The organism is Sporosarcina trichiuri (assembly GCF_030406775.1).
Lineage (GTDB): Bacteria > Bacillota > Bacilli > Bacillales_A > Planococcaceae > Sporosarcina > Sporosarcina trichiuri.
This window is the reverse complement of the sequence record NZ_CP129119.1, coordinates 778,193-793,392: the sequence shown is the minus strand read 5'-3', so window position 1 is coordinate 793,392 and position 15,200 is coordinate 778,193. Positions and strand designations below refer to the sequence as shown.

Sequence of the window (15,200 nt, the reverse complement as noted above, 5' to 3'; positions counted from 1 at the left end):
AAATCACCGAAAGTGATCATAAAACCTGAAAAGTGATCATAAACTCGCAATTCCGCTCATAAACCATGCGAAAGCGCTCATAACTTCACAAATACAAGGCCGCCCCGGCCCCATGCCCGCGGTACAGCATCAGACACATACTCCCCTGAGACGCGTGAAAAGGCAGCAAGTCAAGAGCTGGCTTGCCGGCTTCGCTCCGCTCCGCATTTTTCTTCAGCTGCAGACTGGCGGGAATATGCGCCTTTCACAGGCTCATAATTGGAAGAGACATTGCTGCGTACTGGATGATCCAGCTGACAGAATCCCCATACTCCGCTGACCGGCTGCTGTACGAGCCTATAAAAACACCGCCAGCATGGATAACAAGTATCCATACTGGCGGTGCTGTTCTTCATTGTTTTGCGTCATACTCATCGGTCATGATTTCATTCGCAAGCTCCGGTGACTTCTGCAGCATGGCGATCTCGTTCTGCTGGTCGGCGATGATGCCTTCCTTTTCGGTGATCTGCCGCTGCAGTACTTTCAATTCGCGACGTGTGCGGACTGTCCGGAACACGGCGAAGAGTCCGCTCACGAGGGCGCCGAGCAGCGCAGACCCTAGTATCACGAGCACGAGCGGCCAATGTGCTTCGCCGAAGACATAATCGACGGGGACTTTCCCGACGTTGAATACTGCAAATACGGCAATTATGATAGCGGCCAATAATCCGACGATCAGCATCCATTGCGACTTCATCCGTTCAACTCCTTTTGTACTGGCCTGGCCCGCCGCATTGTGGCGGGACGGCATAGAAAAACAGGTATACCTGAGTATACCTGTTCAGAAAGCTCTTGAAACAAATCAGACGACCGGTTCGTCGGATCCCCATTGTTTCTTCTCTTTGACTGTTTTCAGCTTGCCTGTTTTCTTGATCTGCCGCTTTTTCATATCGTACCAAAGCTGTGCGGAGATGTAGATTGACGAATACGTACCGGCGATGAGACCGATCAGCAGCGCAATCGAGAATGGCCGGATCGACGGTGCACCGAGTGCGAGCAGGGCAACGACGACGATCAGCACGGTCAGCACAGTGTTGACCGAACGGCCGAGTGTCTGACGGAGTGATTTGTTGATGATATCCGCCAGTTCTTTCTCGTTGTCAAGATGACCGATCTTGTGCATGTTCTCCCTGATCCGGTCGAACGTGACGATCGTATCGTTGATGGAATACCCGACGATCGTCAGGACTGCAGCGATGAAAGTAATATCCACCTCGAGACGCAGGATGCTGAAGATCGCGATCATGAAGAACGCATCGTGCAGCAGACCCAGAATAGAAGCGACACCCATTCGCCATTCAAAGCGGAATGCGACATAGATGATAATGCCGAGCGCTGCGATGGCGAGGGCTTTGATAGCGTTTTTCACGAGTTCCTTCCCGATTGTCGGTGATACGGTCGACACGTTCGGCTCTGCGCCGTATTTCTCGGCGACTTGCGCTTTCAGGCTGTTGATTTCCTCTTGGCTGAAGTCTTCTTTGTACCGGGCGACCCCGATATTGTTCTTGTCACCAGAAATGACAATATCATCGCTCGGATGTCCGATGTCTTCCAAGTAAGTGCTGACTTCCTGTTTCGTGATTGCATGATCCGCCAAAATCTCAGCACGCGTACCGCTCGAGAAGTCGATCCCGAGGTTCAGCTTGAAAATGCCGAGAATGATTGCACCGGCAATCAGCAGGACGATGGACAATGTGTAGAAACGCTTGCGTGTATGGACGAAGTCGAAACGGTCGAATTTCGTCGTCAGATCGAGCGTGTCCATATGTTCGCCCGCCGGATGGACCCGTTTCTTCGAGACACCGAACCAGCTGGTCTTCCCGTCGAACAGGCCGCTTTGGACGAGCAGGCCGAGCAGCAGCCGCGCCCCCCATACTGCTGTGATGAAGCTGACTGCGATACTGATGATGAGCATCGTCGCGAATCCTTTGACCGAGCTTGTCCCGAAGATGAACAGGACGACAGCGGCCAGGAGTGTCGTGACGTTGGCGTCAAGGATTGCCGTGAAAGACTCCTTCGCACCTTTGGTAAACGCCGTCTTGATGGAGTTTCCAATCCTCAGTTCCTCTTTGATGCGCTCATAGGTGATGATATTCGCATCGACGGCCATACCGACTCCGAGCAGCAGGGCTGCGATACCCGGCAGTGTCAGCACCCCGTTGATGGCCGTAAAGACGACCATGATCAGGTAGACGTAGACCGAAAGTGTGATGACTGCGACCAGTCCGGGCAGCCGGTAATAGAACAGCATGAACAGGAAGATCGCGGAAATACCGACGATACCTGCTGTGACAGTCTGTTTAAGTGCCTGTTCCCCGAATTGTGCTCCGACGGAAGTCGAGTACATCTCTTCCAGATGGACCGGAAGTGCTCCGGCGTTCAGAATACCGGCAAGATCTTTCGTCTCTTCGACGGTGAAGCTGCCGGAGATTTCAACATTCGAGGAATTGATGGTCTGACGGACGGACGGTGCAGATATGAACCGCGGGTCCGGTTTTTTCATCTCTTCCTTATAGGAATCTTTTCCTTCTTCAAAATCGAGCCAGATGACCATGACGTTCTCCGGTGCTTTGGCTGCGACTTCCGATGTGACTTCCGCAAACTTGGAAGGGTCTTTCATTTCCAATGTGACGACCGGGTTGCCGTTCTCGCCGAAGTTCGCTTTCGCTTTGCCGGCTTTCAGGTCGTTCCCGTCGAGAAGCAGTTTGTCATCCGCATCCCGGAATGTCAGGTTGGCCTGTGTGGACAGCAGTTCCCGTGCCTTCTGCTGGTCTTCGACGCCGGCAAGCTGGACACGGATCCGGTTGTTCGATTCGATCTGGATGCTCGGCTCACTGACACCAAGTACGTCGATCCGGTTGCGGAGCGCTTTCGCTGTGTCCGCGACAACGTCTTCCGTGATTTTCTGGTTGTGATCCCCAGTCTTCAGCGGCTGGACCTCGTACAGGACTTCGAATCCGCCCTGCAGGTCGAGACCGAGTTTTACATTGTTCAATATCGGATTCGCCGTTCCGCCGATCGTTGCTGCAAAAATGACGATCAGCAACAGGAAGGCGACGATCCGTCCTCTTTTCTTCATGATCCGTTTTCCCCCTCTATCCGTGAAGCGGTCGTGCTTTGGTATGTACGTAAGAAACATCAACAAAACAATTATGAGACAGTGCCCGCGCCGTGTCAAATCTAAATGGAAGTTTACTAGTTCTGTTTGTCCTTTCTGGGAGCCAGCAGCAGCTGCAGTTCCTCGCTGTTCAGGTCGGAGAACCAGTCGGATGAACGCTGCTCCTCGATCTGCGTGTAGGTCATATATTCCGCCGGTGTCAATTCCATGACGCCGTTGATGATCTCGTGGGTGCGCATTTCCCCGATAATCCGCTTGCGCCATTTCTTCTGCACGCAGTACTTCCAGATATCCGCATCGGTCACCGTTCTGTAGCCGTAGAAATGGAATTCTTCCCGTTTGCTCTCCACTGCAGGACGGACGTGGTTGAATAAGTCTTCGTATTTGATCTCCACTCGCAGTCATCCCTTCTTCTAGCGAAGTTGTAAATACAGTATGTACCGCATACAAGTAGTGTATATGAATTGGCTCGACTTGAGAAGGAGATGTTTTCAATGTCCTCATTTATCCGCGGAACGGTGATCTTGACCTTCGCCGTTTTTATGACGAAATTGCTCGGTTTTGTATACCGCATCCAGTTCATGCGGGTGGCCGGCGAAGAGGCGGTCGGTGTCTATATGACTGCTTACCCGGCGTTCATCTTCTTCCTGTCTCTTGTACAGCTGGGGATCCCGATCGCCATTGCAAAGGTGATCGCCGAGCTGACGGCAAAAGGGCAATCCGCCCGCTTTGCACAAGTGATGCGATCTTCCGTGCTTCTAACAATCATCACCGGACTTATCTTCCTGCCGCTGTCCATCTTGTTTGTCCCGTTCCTGTCGAATACCCTCCTTGGCAATCCGGCGGCATCCGTTACGTTATTTGTAGGCATCGCCATCGTGCCGATCGCGGCGGTCGGCGGAATCATCCGCGGTTATTTCCAGGGGATTGCCAGGCTGGAAGAGACAGCCTGGAGTCAGGTGATCGAGCAGATCGTCCGCATCGGGCTCATCACCTGGATGCTGCCGTACTTCCTGACTGACGGCAGTATTGCCCTGAATGCTGCATATGCGATGGGCATCACTCTTCTTGCAGAAGCCGTGTCGGTCCTCTATTTGTGGATCAAGTTCAAGAAACAGCAAAAAAAGACTGCATCCCTGCAGTCGAAAGACGGACTGTATCCGGTGAACCCTTTGCTTGCGGTCGCCCTGCCTTCTTCAGGCAGCCGGTTGTTCGGCAGTTTCACCTGGTTCCTCGAGCCGATCATCTTCATCCGTGCGCTCGCTGTGTCCGGTCTGACGGCGGCAGCCGCAACATCACTGTACGGAGTCATCTCCGGCGTGCTCATCCCGCTGCTGCTGTTCCCGCAGTTCATACCATATGCGCTGTCCGTCGTACTCGTACCCGCGGTGAGCGGTGCGTCGGCGGCTGGAAATATCAAGAAACTGCAGGAGCGCATCCACTTGTCTCTGCGGTTATCGGCTCTGACCGGTGCATTTGCAGCAGCTGTCTTCTTCGTTCATGGCAAGGAGATGGCCGAGACGCTGTTCCACGTCAAACAGGGGGCCTCGTATATGGTGGTGCTTGCGCCGATCTTCTTCTTTTATTACATTCAGAGCCCTCTGTTCTCGATTTTGCAGGCGACAGATGAAGCGAAAGCCGCGATGATGAATTCCGTGTATGGCGGGATTGCCAAGCTTCTCGTCATGTTTGTCCTGGCGTCCCAGCCCGGACTCCAGGAGACCGGTGCCATCGTGGCGATCGGTTTCGGCGTCCTCATCACGTCCTTCCTGCATATCGCAACGCTGCGCAGGAACCGGAAGACCGCCACCGGCTTCACGATGTTCGTCCTGCCGTATGCATCGTTCATCATCACAGCAGTGCTGCGTCCGATCTTCATCCCGACCGGCGGGTACGGCCTGATCGCGGATTGCAGCATCACTGCCCTGTTCCTGGCGGTCGTCCTGTTCTTCACCGGACAGATCCGCGGGGAGGACTTCAGGCATTTCCGGAAACTTGCCGTGCGTCAGAGGTAATCTTTCTTCAGCTGGACTCTGAAATCATTCCCTTCCAGGGCACAGTAGAACACTTGCGCGGGATCGGTGATTCCTTTCTGTTTCAGTTCATCAAGCAGCCAGTCCTCGCTTTTCTCATAGATGCCGAGGTGCTGGCGGTCGATGTCCCCGTCCAATATGAGCGGCAGGACAGGTTTGGTCTCACCTTTTTTGAATACGGAAAGGTTTCCGGACGGTTCCAAATACGCATAGTCGACTTCGTACACCGAGCCGATCTGCTGTTCACGCAGCTGCTGGAACAGGTCATCCAGGTTGTAGCGCTGCTTCCGCATCTCCTCTTCCTGGATGACCCCATCCCGGATCAAGACAGACGGATCCCCATCGACCACGTCCCGGAACTTTTTGTTTTTCAAAGAGATATAGGAAGACCCGAATTGAATCAGCAGTAAGACGAGCATAGGCAGAATGGAATTGATGAGTTTTTCCTCTGGGGAATCCAGTGCAAAGGCAGCGACCTCCGCGATAATGACGAAAACGACTATATCGATGACACTCAGCTCTCCGACTTCCCGCTTCCCCATCAGCCGCAAAACCAGAACGATAAGCGCATATAAAAAGACGGTACGTAACGCAATAATCAGCAAATCAGGCATACAGGGTCCCTCCTCCTTGCCTTTCAGTCTGCCCCGACCCGCGCCCGTTTAAACAGAGAATAGAAAAAGCTGTCCACCCGGGATTATGAGCCCGGGCGGACAGCTTCATTTTTTCGGTTATCAGATAGCTGGTGTACTTTCCGTCACACGGCCGACAGCCTGCCGGTCGAACTGAAGGACTGTACCATCTGCCATCTTCAAAAACACGGATGTTTCGTCGACTGCATCGATTGTCCCATGCAAGCCGCCGATCGTCACGACACGGTCGCCGCGTTTCAGATTGGTCTGCATTTCTTTTGTCTGCTTCTGGCGTTTTTGCGCCGGACGGATCAGCAAGAACCACATGATGGCGATCATTGCGATGAACGGCAGCAAGTTTACTAACGTTGCACTCATCTAAATTCCCCCCCTACCCTGACTAGTATACAAGAATTAAAAGTTTTTTGCATTTGGTTTGTTGAAACCGTACTGCTCGAAAAACTCTTCCCTGAAATCGCCGAGCCGGTCTTGCCGGATCGCTTCCCGCACTTCCTCCATCAAGTGGAGTAAAAAGTACAGGTTATGATAAGACGCCAGCCGGAGGCCGAAAGTTTCATTGGCCCGGATCAGGTGCCGGATATAGGCCCGGCTGTAATTTTTGCACGCATAGCAGCCGCAGTTTTCGTCGAGAGGACCGAAATCATGTTCATATTTCGCGTTTTTGATGACGACACGGCCGTGGCTCGTCATCAGCGTGCCGTTACGGGCGATCCGTGTCGGCAGGACACAGTCGAACATGTCGACGCCGCGGATCGCGCCGTCGATGAGTGAATCCGGTGAGCCGACGCCCATGAGGTAGCGGGGCTTGTTCTCCGGCAGCAGAGGCGTCGTGAATTCGAGGACCCGGTTCATGACGTCTTTCGGCTCACCGACGGACAGCCCGCCGATTGCATAGCCCGGGAAGTCGAGTGACACGAGATCTTTCGCACTCTGTCTGCGCAGGTCTTCGAATTCGCCGCCTTGGACGATACCGAACAGGCCTTGGTCTTCCGGCCGCTGATGGGCATTCAGGCAGCGTTCCGCCCAGCGCGACGTCCGTTCGACGGACGCTTTCATGTAGTCATGTGTGGCAGGGTACGGCGGACATTCGTCGAACGCCATCATGATATCCGAGCCGAGCGCATTCTGGATTTCCATCGCCTTTTCCGGGCTCAGGAACAGTTTGCTGCCGTTCAGGTGGTGGCGGAAATGGACGCCCTCCTCTTCGATCTTGCGGAAGTCGCTCAAGGAGAACACCTGGAAGCCGCCGGAATCTGTCAGGATCGGCCGGTCCCAGTTCATGAACTTATGCAGTCCGCCTGCTTCCCGGATGATGTCATGGCCGGGCCGCAGCCAGAGGTGGTACGTGTTGCTCAGGATGATGCCTGCACCGATTTCCTTCAGTTCTTCAGGCGACAGCGTCTTGACTGTGGCCATCGTCCCGACCGGCATGAACGCCGGGGTCTCGAACGAGCCGTGCGGGGTGTGGACGATCCCGAGGCGCGCACCCGTCTGTTTGCATGTTTTGATATGTTCGTATGTGACTGCTGGCATTAGTGGTTCCCCTTTCGTGCAGGGCGGATGAACATCGCATCTCCGAAACTGAAGAAACGGTATTTCTCATCGACCGCCTGCTTATAGGCCTGCAAGATGTATTCCCGGGAAGCGAGCGCGGAGACGAGCATGACGAGCGTCGACTTCGGCAGGTGGAAGTTCGTGATCAGCCCATCGACCGCCTTAAACTCATACCCCGGGTAGATGAAAATCGATGTCCAGCCGGAGCCGGCCACGATCTTCCCGTCGTGTTCACTCGCAATCGTTTCGAGCGTCCGAGTCGATGTCGTGCCGACGGAGATCACACGGCCGCCGCGTTCTTTCGCCCGGTTGATGGCCGCAGCGGTCTCCTCGGTCACCTGATAGTACTCCGCGTGCATTTCATGGTCTTCGATCGAATCGACGCTGACAGGACGGAATGTACCCAGACCGACATGCAGTGTGATGAATTCGACATCGACCCCTTTTGCGCGCAGTTCATCGAGCAGTTCCTCCGTGAAATGGAGACCTGCCGTCGGCGCTGCTGCTGAGCCGCGTTCTTTGGCGAATACTGTCTGATAACGCGACTGGTCCTCAAGCGTTTCGGTGATGTACGGAGGAAGCGGCATTTTGCCGAGAGCATCCAGCAGTTCGTAGAAGATGCCTTCGTACGAAAACTTGAACGTGCGTCCACCATGGTCGGCGACAGCCGTGCACTCCGCTGTCAGACGGCCGTCACCGAACGTGATGACCGTACCGGGCTTGACCCGTTTCGCCGGTTTGACGAGCGTCTCCCATTCATTGTCACCGATTTCCTTGAGCAGCAGCACTTCAATCGAAGCACCAGTTTCTTCCTTAACACCGATCAGTCGGGCTGGCAGCACTTTCGTGTCATTCAGCACGAGGACATCCCCTGCCTCCAGTTCATCGATAATGGCGCGGAATTGTGTATGCCGGACCTCCCCGCTTTCGCTGTCGAGCACAAGCAGCCGGCTGGCCGTCCGATCGGCGAGCGGTGTCTGCGCAATCAGTTCCTGGGGCAGGTCGAAGTCAAAGTCATTAACATCCATTGCTATAATCTCCTAACTCATTCAAATCTATGTGCGGAATCACCGTTCCAGCCAAACAAGATGCTGGCAGTCCGGTTTCATCCGGCTTGGTTAATTCAGCTCAGGCACCGGAAGGCCGAAGTGTTCATAGGCGGATGGAGTGGCAATCCGCCCGCGCGGGGTCCGCTGCAGGAAACCTATCTGCAGCAGATACGGCTCGTAGACATCCTCGAGTGTCACGGATTCCTCACCGATACTCGCAGCGAGCGTCTCAAGGCCTACCGGACCGCCGCGGAACCGTTCGATCATCCCTTTCAGCAGCTTATGATCGATATGATCAAGGCCATGGGAGTCGACTTGGAGCATTTCCAGCGCCTCCTGTGCAATTCCGAGAGAAATTGTACCATTCCCGCGCACTTCAGCATAGTCACGCACTCTGCGGAGCAGCCGGTTTGCAATACGCGGAGTCCCCCGTGATCTCCGGGCGATCTCGACTGCAGCCTGATCGTCGATCTTGACGTCGAACACGCCGGCGCTGCGGATGACAATCTCGCGCAGCGGCTCGATTTCATAGTATTCGAGCCGCAGCGGTACGCCGAACCGGTCGCGTAGCGGTGCCGACAGCGAGCCTGCCCGTGTCGTTGCGCCGACCAGTGTGAATGGCGGCAGGTCGAGGCGGATCGATTTCGCGGAAGGCCCTTTGCCCACGACGATATCGAGGGAGAAATCCTCCATCGCCGGGTACAGCACTTCCTCGATCGCCCGGTTAAGCCTATGGATTTCATCGATGAACAGCACATCCCCCGGTTCGAGCGATGATACGACAGCCGCGAGGTCGCCTGGCCGTTCGATGGCAGGACCGCTCGTCATCCGCACATTGACGCCCATCTCGTTCGCGATGACCGATGCGAGCGTCGTCTTCCCGAGTCCCGGCGGTCCGTAGAGCAGTACGTGATCGAGACTTTCGCTTCGCCGTCTCGCCGCCTCGATGAAGATCGACAGATTGTCCTTCACCTTGTCCTGTCCGATATAGTGAGCGAGCATCTGCGGGCGAAGCGACTGCTCGAAGCCCTCATCGAAATCGGACAATTCACTTGACAGTACGCGTGAATCCACGGCACTCCCTCCTTTTCTTATCTATGCCCGCGCAGGTCACTGCTGTTTCAGCAGCAGCTGCAGTGCACGTTTCATGTAGTCTTCCGTTGTCATGTCCTCCTGTTCGAGCACTTTCTTCACTTTCGCCGTTTCCCGCGCCGAGTAGCCGAGCGCCTCAAGTGCAAGCATCGCTTCAGCAAGTGAGTCGTTCTCAGCAAGCGCAAAGAGCGAATCACCGTCTTCCGGCATGTCCACTTCCGTAAACAGATCGGCAAGCTTCCCTTTCAGGTCGAGGATCATCTGGCGGGCCGTCTTCTTGCCGACACCCGGGAACTGGACGAGGAATTTCTCGTCTTCCTGCTCGATCGCCGAGATGACCTGCGACGGGATGCCGCTTGCGAGAATGGCGAGCGCCCCCTTCGGTCCGATACCGGAGACTGTGATCAGCTTCCGGAACAGTTCCCGCTGTTCGAGCGACAGGAAGCCCATCAGCAGTTCCGCATCCTCCCGAACGTGATGGTGGATGAACACCTGCTGGACGCTCTCCGTCAGATGGAATGCATATGGATTCGGCGTGTAAACCTGGAATCCGATACCGTTCGCTTCTATTGTGATATACTCGGGTGTCACTCTTGTGATGATCCCTTTTATGTAATCATACAATGCTGCTTACCTCCTAGAGTCTTATCATCCAGTATACCACAGACAGACGAAAGCACAGCAAAGTTGGCATTGAAAAAAGAACTGTCCGCTGCCGCGTTTGGCGGCGGCCGACAGTTCTCATGTCCTGTCTTGTTTCCTCTGCAGCTGACTGTCCGAAAAGCGGCACAGCCCCGGCCAGGCGTGCAGTCCCTGTTTCGTGAATTGCACGAGATGGTTCCGGATGCGGTGCCGCCCGGGATCCGGCAGTCCGGCAAAATACAGCCACTCCCGCATGACTTCGTTCGGATACTGCAGCATGATGAGCGCTTCTTCACTCAGCTCCTGCAGACGGGGCAGCTCCCGGAACAGCTGCTCCCCGTCATACGCCATATGAGGCAGGACCCGGTGCAGCCAGAGGGCGATTTCGGCAGATGCCGAACCGACAGCCGCAAGGTCGAAGTCGATCAGGTAGACCGTTCCATCGTCTGCTGCGAGCAGATTATGATGGACGACATCCCCATGCAGGATTGTCGGCACTTCTTCCTTTTCACTGACACCCTCCAGCCTCAGCAGCGCCTCTTCTGCATACAGGCAGATATCGCTGAATGCCGAGGTGCCGATATGGCCTGCAATCAGTTCTTCCTGCTGTCTAAACCGTTCCAGCCGCCTCACCCACTTGCGATGCAGATTGAACCGGGGCAGGTAAGTGACGGAATTCCAGTCGATAACCTCACGGGTCGCATGAAGCGCATTGAGCGACCGGAGGGATGCCCTCCGGTCGGTGATGCTCGCGTAATCCACAGGCCGTGTGCCGGACAGCCAAGGCTGGATGATGAGATGGTCGGTCCCTTTGTCGGTCAGCGGAGCGATATATGGGAACCCGACAGCCTGCAGCTGATTGTGCAGTTTCCTCACTTTCCCGGCCCCTTTGCTGTCCTTATACCGTTTGACCGCGAACGACTGGCCTTCTTCCTCAAGGCGCCAGACGTGCGGTTTCACTTCAAAGAATAAGGTTTCCCGTTTTTCCTTCACTTAACAATTATCCATCGGATCCGTTTGTTCCTGGCCGTATCCCGGCATTTCCGGATATTGGGCACCCGGCATCATGGACGGCATAGGCGCCATGTACGGTACCATGCCGTAATAAGGATACGGAGACATCTGGGAGCCGCATGACGTACACAAGTGCATATAGTTCGGATGCTGCGATGCCTGGATACCCGGCATCGGATAGTTCGGCTGCTGATACACCGGCTGCTGGAACTGCGGCTGCTGGTAAGGCGGCTGATGCGGGATCGGCTGCGGAACGTATCCGTTTTCAGGCGGGCAATAGGCTGGCGGTGTCAGATCGAAGCCGGATGACTCATGGGCAGGCGGACGGTGGTAACTGGATTCGCAGTGATCCGTTTCACAATCGGATGGCGACATGCCGGGGAACTGGCCCGGTTTGATCGGTGATTCGTCAGGCGGACAGTCATTCATGTCCGGGGATTCCGGCAGCGGGCTCATGTGAGGCGGCCCCTGCATATCCTGCGGCAGCATCGGCGGAGTCATCGGCGCCGGCTGGACAGGCGGACTCATCGGCGGGACCGGCATCTCCTGTGCAGGCGGCAGATGCTGATGGCCATACGGGTAACAGTCCGCATCATAGATCGGCATCCAGCCGCACGGTATACCGATATACATCGGCTGCATCATCGGCGGATGCGGATGCGGAACAGGTGCAGGCATCTGCTTTTCACAGACGGGCTTTTCCGCTTCAGGCGGCTTCGGCATCGGAGACGGTTTCACTTCCGGCATCGGTTTGATTTCCGGTTTCGGTTTCGGCTTCGGGACCGGCTTCACTTCCGATTTCGGCTGAGGCTTCGGCACGGGTTTCACTTCCGGCTGTGGCTTCGGGGCCGGCTTCACCTCTGGTTTCGGCTGCGGCTTCGGAGCTGGTTTCAGTTCCGGTTGCGGCTGCGGTTTCGTCACAGGCGGCACAGGCGGTGTCTGTGGTTTCGCCGGCTTCTCCATGTGCGGTATCTTCTCTTTCGGCGGCTGGCCGCTGTGAGGTTTGGAATGGGGTTTCGTCCCTTTTCCGCCCTCTGGCAGAAAAATTTTCATGCCCGGCACTATGTAGTCCGGGTTCGCGAGATGGGCATTCACCTTTTTCAATTCCTCAAATGAAATTCCGTATTGACGTGCAATCTTCCAAAGCGTGTCACCTTTTACAACAATATGGACATTCACTCTGTAAAGTCCCCCTTCCATCGACTCATCATATGAACGGGCGCTCCGGCATGTGACCGATTCACCGGAGTGCGCCTTCTCATTCATCTATACGAGCCTGCGGAAGGAAATAGACCTGCGAAGACGAAAAAGCCCGCCGATCAGGAATCGGCAGGCAGCAAGTCGTCATATGTATGGTAGGAACCGAACGATGTCACGTCGCAATGGAGTGCTTTCAATTCTTCAAGCGCACCTTTCATCATCGGTTCCCCCTCGGACGCCAGCACATCGACAATGAAGAAATAATTGCCGAGACCTGTTTTCAGCGGCCTCGATTCGATCTTGCTCAAGTTCAGTTTCCGCCAGGCGAAGACGGACAGGATCTGATGCAGCATCCCCGGCTGGTCGTCCTGCGGCAGCTTCACCATAAGAGTCGTTTTCAGCAGTCCCGGGTTTTCCATCTCCAGCGTTTCCTTGCGGAGCGACAGGACAACGAACCGTGTATGGTTGAAATGGAAATCATGGATCGAGGTTTCCGCCATCTCGAGCCCGTATGTTTCCGCGGCAAGCTGGTTGCCGATCGCCGCGATCGGAAGTTCGGGATGTTCGGATACATACTTTGCGGCCGCTGCGGTCGATGACGTCTGGATGAGCGGCACTCTCCGGTAATGATACTGCAGATACTTATGGCACTGCGCCAGTGCATGCGGATGTGAATGGATGGAGTCGAGTCTGTCCGTTCCGTCCGCCTGTTCCGGATGCACCATCAGATGCTGCCGGATCGGCGTTGACAGTTCGGCGTTGATGTACAATTCACTGCCGTGAAACAAATAATCGATCGTCAGCGGCACCGACCCTTCGAGTGCATTCTCAAGCGGCACGACGGCGTAGGCGACATGCCCCTCCGCCACCGCTTCGATACAGTCCGGAATCGACGGATACGGCACAAGACCGCCCTGCCCGAAAAAACCGCGCGCTGCGATATGGGTGAAAGACGCTTCAGGCCCCAAATATGCGACCGTCGGCTGTGCGGTTTTCCTATTCATCATCAGGTCTCCTCTCAAAGCGCGCCAGAACTGACCAGATGGACGGAATCGACGAAACTCGGTGCGTTCAGTTTGTGGATGAACGTCTCCACCGAGACCGTCATTTCCGTGACGTTCAGCGACAGTGTAATATTGGCTCTTCCCTGTACGGGGATCGTCTGGTGGATCGTCAACACGTTGCAATGGACGGACGAGATGGTCTCCAATAGGACTGCGAGCGATCCTTTCAGATCCTCCAGCTGGATGAACACCGTCAGCACCCGTTCGCGCGCAATCTCCTCGAACGGATAGACGGCGTCCTTATATTTGTAATACGCGCTTCTCGACAGGCCGACCTGCGCAGTCGCCTGCTGGATCGTCGACACGTCACCCGCAGCGAGCAGCCGCTTCGCTTCCAGCATCTTCTGCATGGACTCCGTCAGAACATCTTCGCGCACCAGATAGAACTGGTCCTCTCCCAGCTGCTTCATCGTTCATCCCCCTGCGGCCTTGAATACGGCCGTCTTACTCGATAAATTCAAATTCAAAGTCAAGCAGGCGCACGATATCCCCATTCTGTGCACCGCGTTCGCGGAGCGCGTCATCGACTCCCATTCCGCGCATCTGGCGCCCGAACTTGCGGACCGACTGATCGAAGTTGAAATCGGTCATCTTGAACATGCGCTCGATCGCGTATCCAGAAAGGACATAGGCACCGTCGTCATCGCGTGTGATTTTGAAGTCCGGTGTTTCCGGTTCGTATTTGTACAGGACGGAGTGTTCTTCTTCGTCCTCTGCGGTTTCATGAAGCGGGAAATCAGGCGTCACTTCAAGCAGGTCCGCGATTGCATAGAGCAATTCCTCCAGACCGTTCCTCGTCAGAGCGGAGATCGGGAAGATCTTGTGATCCGTTTTGCCGAGCTGCTCTTTGAACAGTTCCAGATTGTCCGCAGCATCCGGCATGTCCATCTTGTTCGCAACGATGATCTGCGGCCGCTCCGTCAGTCTCAGGTTATACTGTTCGAGCTCTGCGTTGATGGTTTCAAAGTCCTCGAATGGATCGCGTCCTTCCAGACCCGACATATCGATGACGTGGACGATGACCCGTGTCCGCTCGATGTGCCGCAGGAACTGGTGACCGAGCCCGACACCTTCATGGGCGCCTTCGATCAGCCCCGGCAGGTCCGCCATGACAAACGTCCGGTGGTCATCCGTCTCGACGAGTCCGAGGTTCGGGACGAGCGTCGTGAAATGGTAGTCGCCGATCTTCGGCTTGGCAGACGAAATGACGGACAGCAATGTGGATTTTCCGACACTCGGGAAGCCGACGAGTCCGACGTCCGCCAGCACTTTCAGCTCCAGGCTGATTTCGCGCTCGACGCCCGGTTCACCTTTCTCCGACAGTTCTGGAGCCGTGTTCTGAGGAGTCACGAAACGGCTGTTGCCGCGCCCGCCGCGTCCTCCGCGGGCGATGACCGCCCGCTGTCCGTCCTCGACGAGATCGGCGATGATCTCACCTGTTTCGACATCGGTGACGACCGTGCCGGGCGGTACTTTGACGACCATGTCCTCACCCTGGCGTCCATGCTGGTTCTTGTTCGCGCCATGCTGGCCGCGCGGCGCCTTGAAATGGCGCTGATACCGGAAGTCCATGAGCGTGCGCAGGCCTTCGTCCACGACGAATGTAACGTCGCCGCCTTTTCCTCCATCTCCCCCGGCAGGACCGCCGAAGGCAATATACTTCTCGCGGCGGAAAGCGACAATTCCATCGCCGCCGTCGCCGCCTTTTACATACACTTTTACGTGATCGACAAACATGTCAG

At 55.6% G+C, this 15,200-nt stretch carries 15 protein-coding genes; 1 reads left to right on the top strand and 14 read right to left on the bottom strand.

Translation table 11 applies throughout. The features are described 5' to 3' along the window. Window positions 1-391 precede the first annotated feature (391 nt). The 3 genes from QWT68_RS04260 to QWT68_RS04250 form a co-directional block, all read right to left on the bottom strand. Complete coding sequence (locus QWT68_RS04260) at window positions 392-736, bottom strand: LapA family protein (RefSeq protein ID WP_040286383.1); 345 nt, start codon at window positions 734-736, stop codon at window positions 392-394. 105 nt (window positions 737-841) lie between these two features. Beyond that, window positions 842-3,118: a protein translocase subunit SecDF gene (secDF, locus tag QWT68_RS04255; RefSeq protein WP_040286382.1), complete on the bottom strand. Its 2,277-nt coding sequence runs from the start codon at window positions 3,116-3,118 to the stop codon at window positions 842-844. Between the two features lie 116 nt (window positions 3,119-3,234). Then, a complete protein-coding gene (locus tag QWT68_RS04250; protein WP_040286381.1) occupies window positions 3,235-3,552 on the bottom strand; it encodes a post-transcriptional regulator in 318 nt (105 codons plus the stop codon). A 99-nt stretch (window positions 3,553-3,651) separates the two neighbouring features. On the opposite strand from QWT68_RS04250, the gene QWT68_RS04245 reads away from it, so the two are divergent. Further along, window positions 3,652-5,172, top strand: a complete 1,521-nt coding sequence (locus QWT68_RS04245) for a putative polysaccharide biosynthesis protein (RefSeq protein WP_290149784.1) — start codon at window positions 3,652-3,654, stop codon at window positions 5,170-5,172. Here the strand turns inward: QWT68_RS04245 and QWT68_RS04240 are convergent. The 11 genes from QWT68_RS04240 to obgE all read right to left on the bottom strand — a co-directional run bounded on the left by QWT68_RS04240 (window position 5,163) and on the right by obgE (window position 15,195). After that, complete coding sequence (locus QWT68_RS04240; RefSeq protein WP_040286379.1) at window positions 5,163-5,804, bottom strand: DUF421 domain-containing protein; 642 nt, start codon at window positions 5,802-5,804, stop codon at window positions 5,163-5,165. The genes QWT68_RS04245 and QWT68_RS04240 overlap by 10 nt on opposite strands. 120 nt (window positions 5,805-5,924) lie before the next feature. After that, the gene (yajC, locus tag QWT68_RS04235; protein WP_040286378.1) at window positions 5,925-6,200 is read right to left on the bottom strand and encodes a preprotein translocase subunit YajC; all 276 of its coding nucleotides are present in this window, start codon (window positions 6,198-6,200) and stop codon (window positions 5,925-5,927) included. Between the two features lie 36 nt (window positions 6,201-6,236). Beyond that, complete coding sequence (gene tgt / locus QWT68_RS04230; RefSeq protein ID WP_040286377.1) at window positions 6,237-7,376, bottom strand: tRNA guanosine(34) transglycosylase Tgt; 1,140 nt, start codon at window positions 7,374-7,376, stop codon at window positions 6,237-6,239. Continuing rightward, window positions 7,376-8,425, bottom strand: a complete 1,050-nt coding sequence (queA, locus tag QWT68_RS04225; RefSeq protein WP_040286376.1) for a tRNA preQ1(34) S-adenosylmethionine ribosyltransferase-isomerase QueA — start codon at window positions 8,423-8,425, stop codon at window positions 7,376-7,378. The genes tgt and queA overlap by 1 nt, the downstream gene beginning before the upstream one ends. A 90-nt stretch (window positions 8,426-8,515) precedes the next feature. Then, window positions 8,516-9,520, bottom strand: a complete 1,005-nt coding sequence (gene ruvB, locus QWT68_RS04220) for a Holliday junction branch migration DNA helicase RuvB (protein WP_040286375.1) — start codon at window positions 9,518-9,520, stop codon at window positions 8,516-8,518. Window positions 9,521-9,556: 36 nt separating this feature from the next. Continuing rightward, a complete protein-coding gene (gene ruvA / locus QWT68_RS04215) occupies window positions 9,557-10,162 on the bottom strand; it encodes a Holliday junction branch migration protein RuvA (RefSeq protein WP_290149778.1) in 606 nt (201 codons plus the stop codon). A 117-nt stretch (window positions 10,163-10,279) separates the two neighbouring features. Then, a complete protein-coding gene (locus QWT68_RS04210; RefSeq protein ID WP_290149777.1) occupies window positions 10,280-11,173 on the bottom strand; it encodes a phosphotransferase in 894 nt (297 codons plus the stop codon). Continuing rightward, complete coding sequence (gene safA / locus QWT68_RS04205) at window positions 11,174-12,460, bottom strand: SafA/ExsA family spore coat assembly protein (protein WP_290149775.1); 1,287 nt, start codon at window positions 12,458-12,460, stop codon at window positions 11,174-11,176. A gap of 53 nt (window positions 12,461-12,513) precedes the next feature. Then, window positions 12,514-13,398 (bottom strand): prephenate dehydratase, encoded by an 885-nt coding sequence (gene pheA / locus QWT68_RS04200; protein ID WP_290149774.1) that lies wholly within the window; start codon window positions 13,396-13,398, stop codon window positions 12,514-12,516. 14 nt (window positions 13,399-13,412) lie between these two features. Beyond that, a complete protein-coding gene (locus QWT68_RS04195; RefSeq protein ID WP_040286372.1) occupies window positions 13,413-13,868 on the bottom strand; it encodes an ACT domain-containing protein in 456 nt (151 codons plus the stop codon). A gap of 34 nt (window positions 13,869-13,902) precedes the next feature. Further along, on the bottom strand, window positions 13,903-15,195 hold the full coding sequence (gene obgE / locus QWT68_RS04190) for a GTPase ObgE (protein WP_040286371.1): 1,293 nt from the start codon (window positions 15,193-15,195) through the stop codon (window positions 13,903-13,905). Window positions 15,196-15,200 lie beyond the last annotated feature (5 nt).

Coding starts and splice junctions, on each gene's coding strand:
- tgt (WP_040286377.1), bottom strand. CDS start 7,376: ATGCCAGCAGTCACATACGAACATATCAAAACATGCAAACAGACGGGT.
- pheA (WP_290149774.1), bottom strand. CDS start 13,398: ATGAATAGGAAAACCGCACAGCCGACGGTCGCATATTTGGGGCCTGAA.
- safA (WP_290149775.1), bottom strand. CDS start 12,460: ATGAATGAGAAGGCGCACTCCGGTGAATCGGTCACATGCCGGAGCGCC.
- QWT68_RS04260 (WP_040286383.1), bottom strand. CDS start 736: ATGAAGTCGCAATGGATGCTGATCGTCGGATTATTGGCCGCTATCATA.
- QWT68_RS04240 (WP_040286379.1), bottom strand. CDS start 5,804: ATGCCTGATTTGCTGATTATTGCGTTACGTACCGTCTTTTTATATGCG.
- secDF (WP_040286382.1), bottom strand. CDS start 3,118: ATGAAGAAAAGAGGACGGATCGTCGCCTTCCTGTTGCTGATCGTCATT.
- yajC (WP_040286378.1), bottom strand. CDS start 6,200: ATGAGTGCAACGTTAGTAAACTTGCTGCCGTTCATCGCAATGATCGCC.
- QWT68_RS04245 (WP_290149784.1), top strand. CDS start 3,652: ATGTCCTCATTTATCCGCGGAACGGTGATCTTGACCTTCGCCGTTTTT.
- queA (WP_040286376.1), bottom strand. CDS start 8,425: ATGGATGTTAATGACTTTGACTTCGACCTGCCCCAGGAACTGATTGCG.
- QWT68_RS04195 (WP_040286372.1), bottom strand. CDS start 13,868: ATGAAGCAGCTGGGAGAGGACCAGTTCTATCTGGTGCGCGAAGATGTT.
- obgE (WP_040286371.1), bottom strand. CDS start 15,195: ATGTTTGTCGATCACGTAAAAGTGTATGTAAAAGGCGGCGACGGCGGC.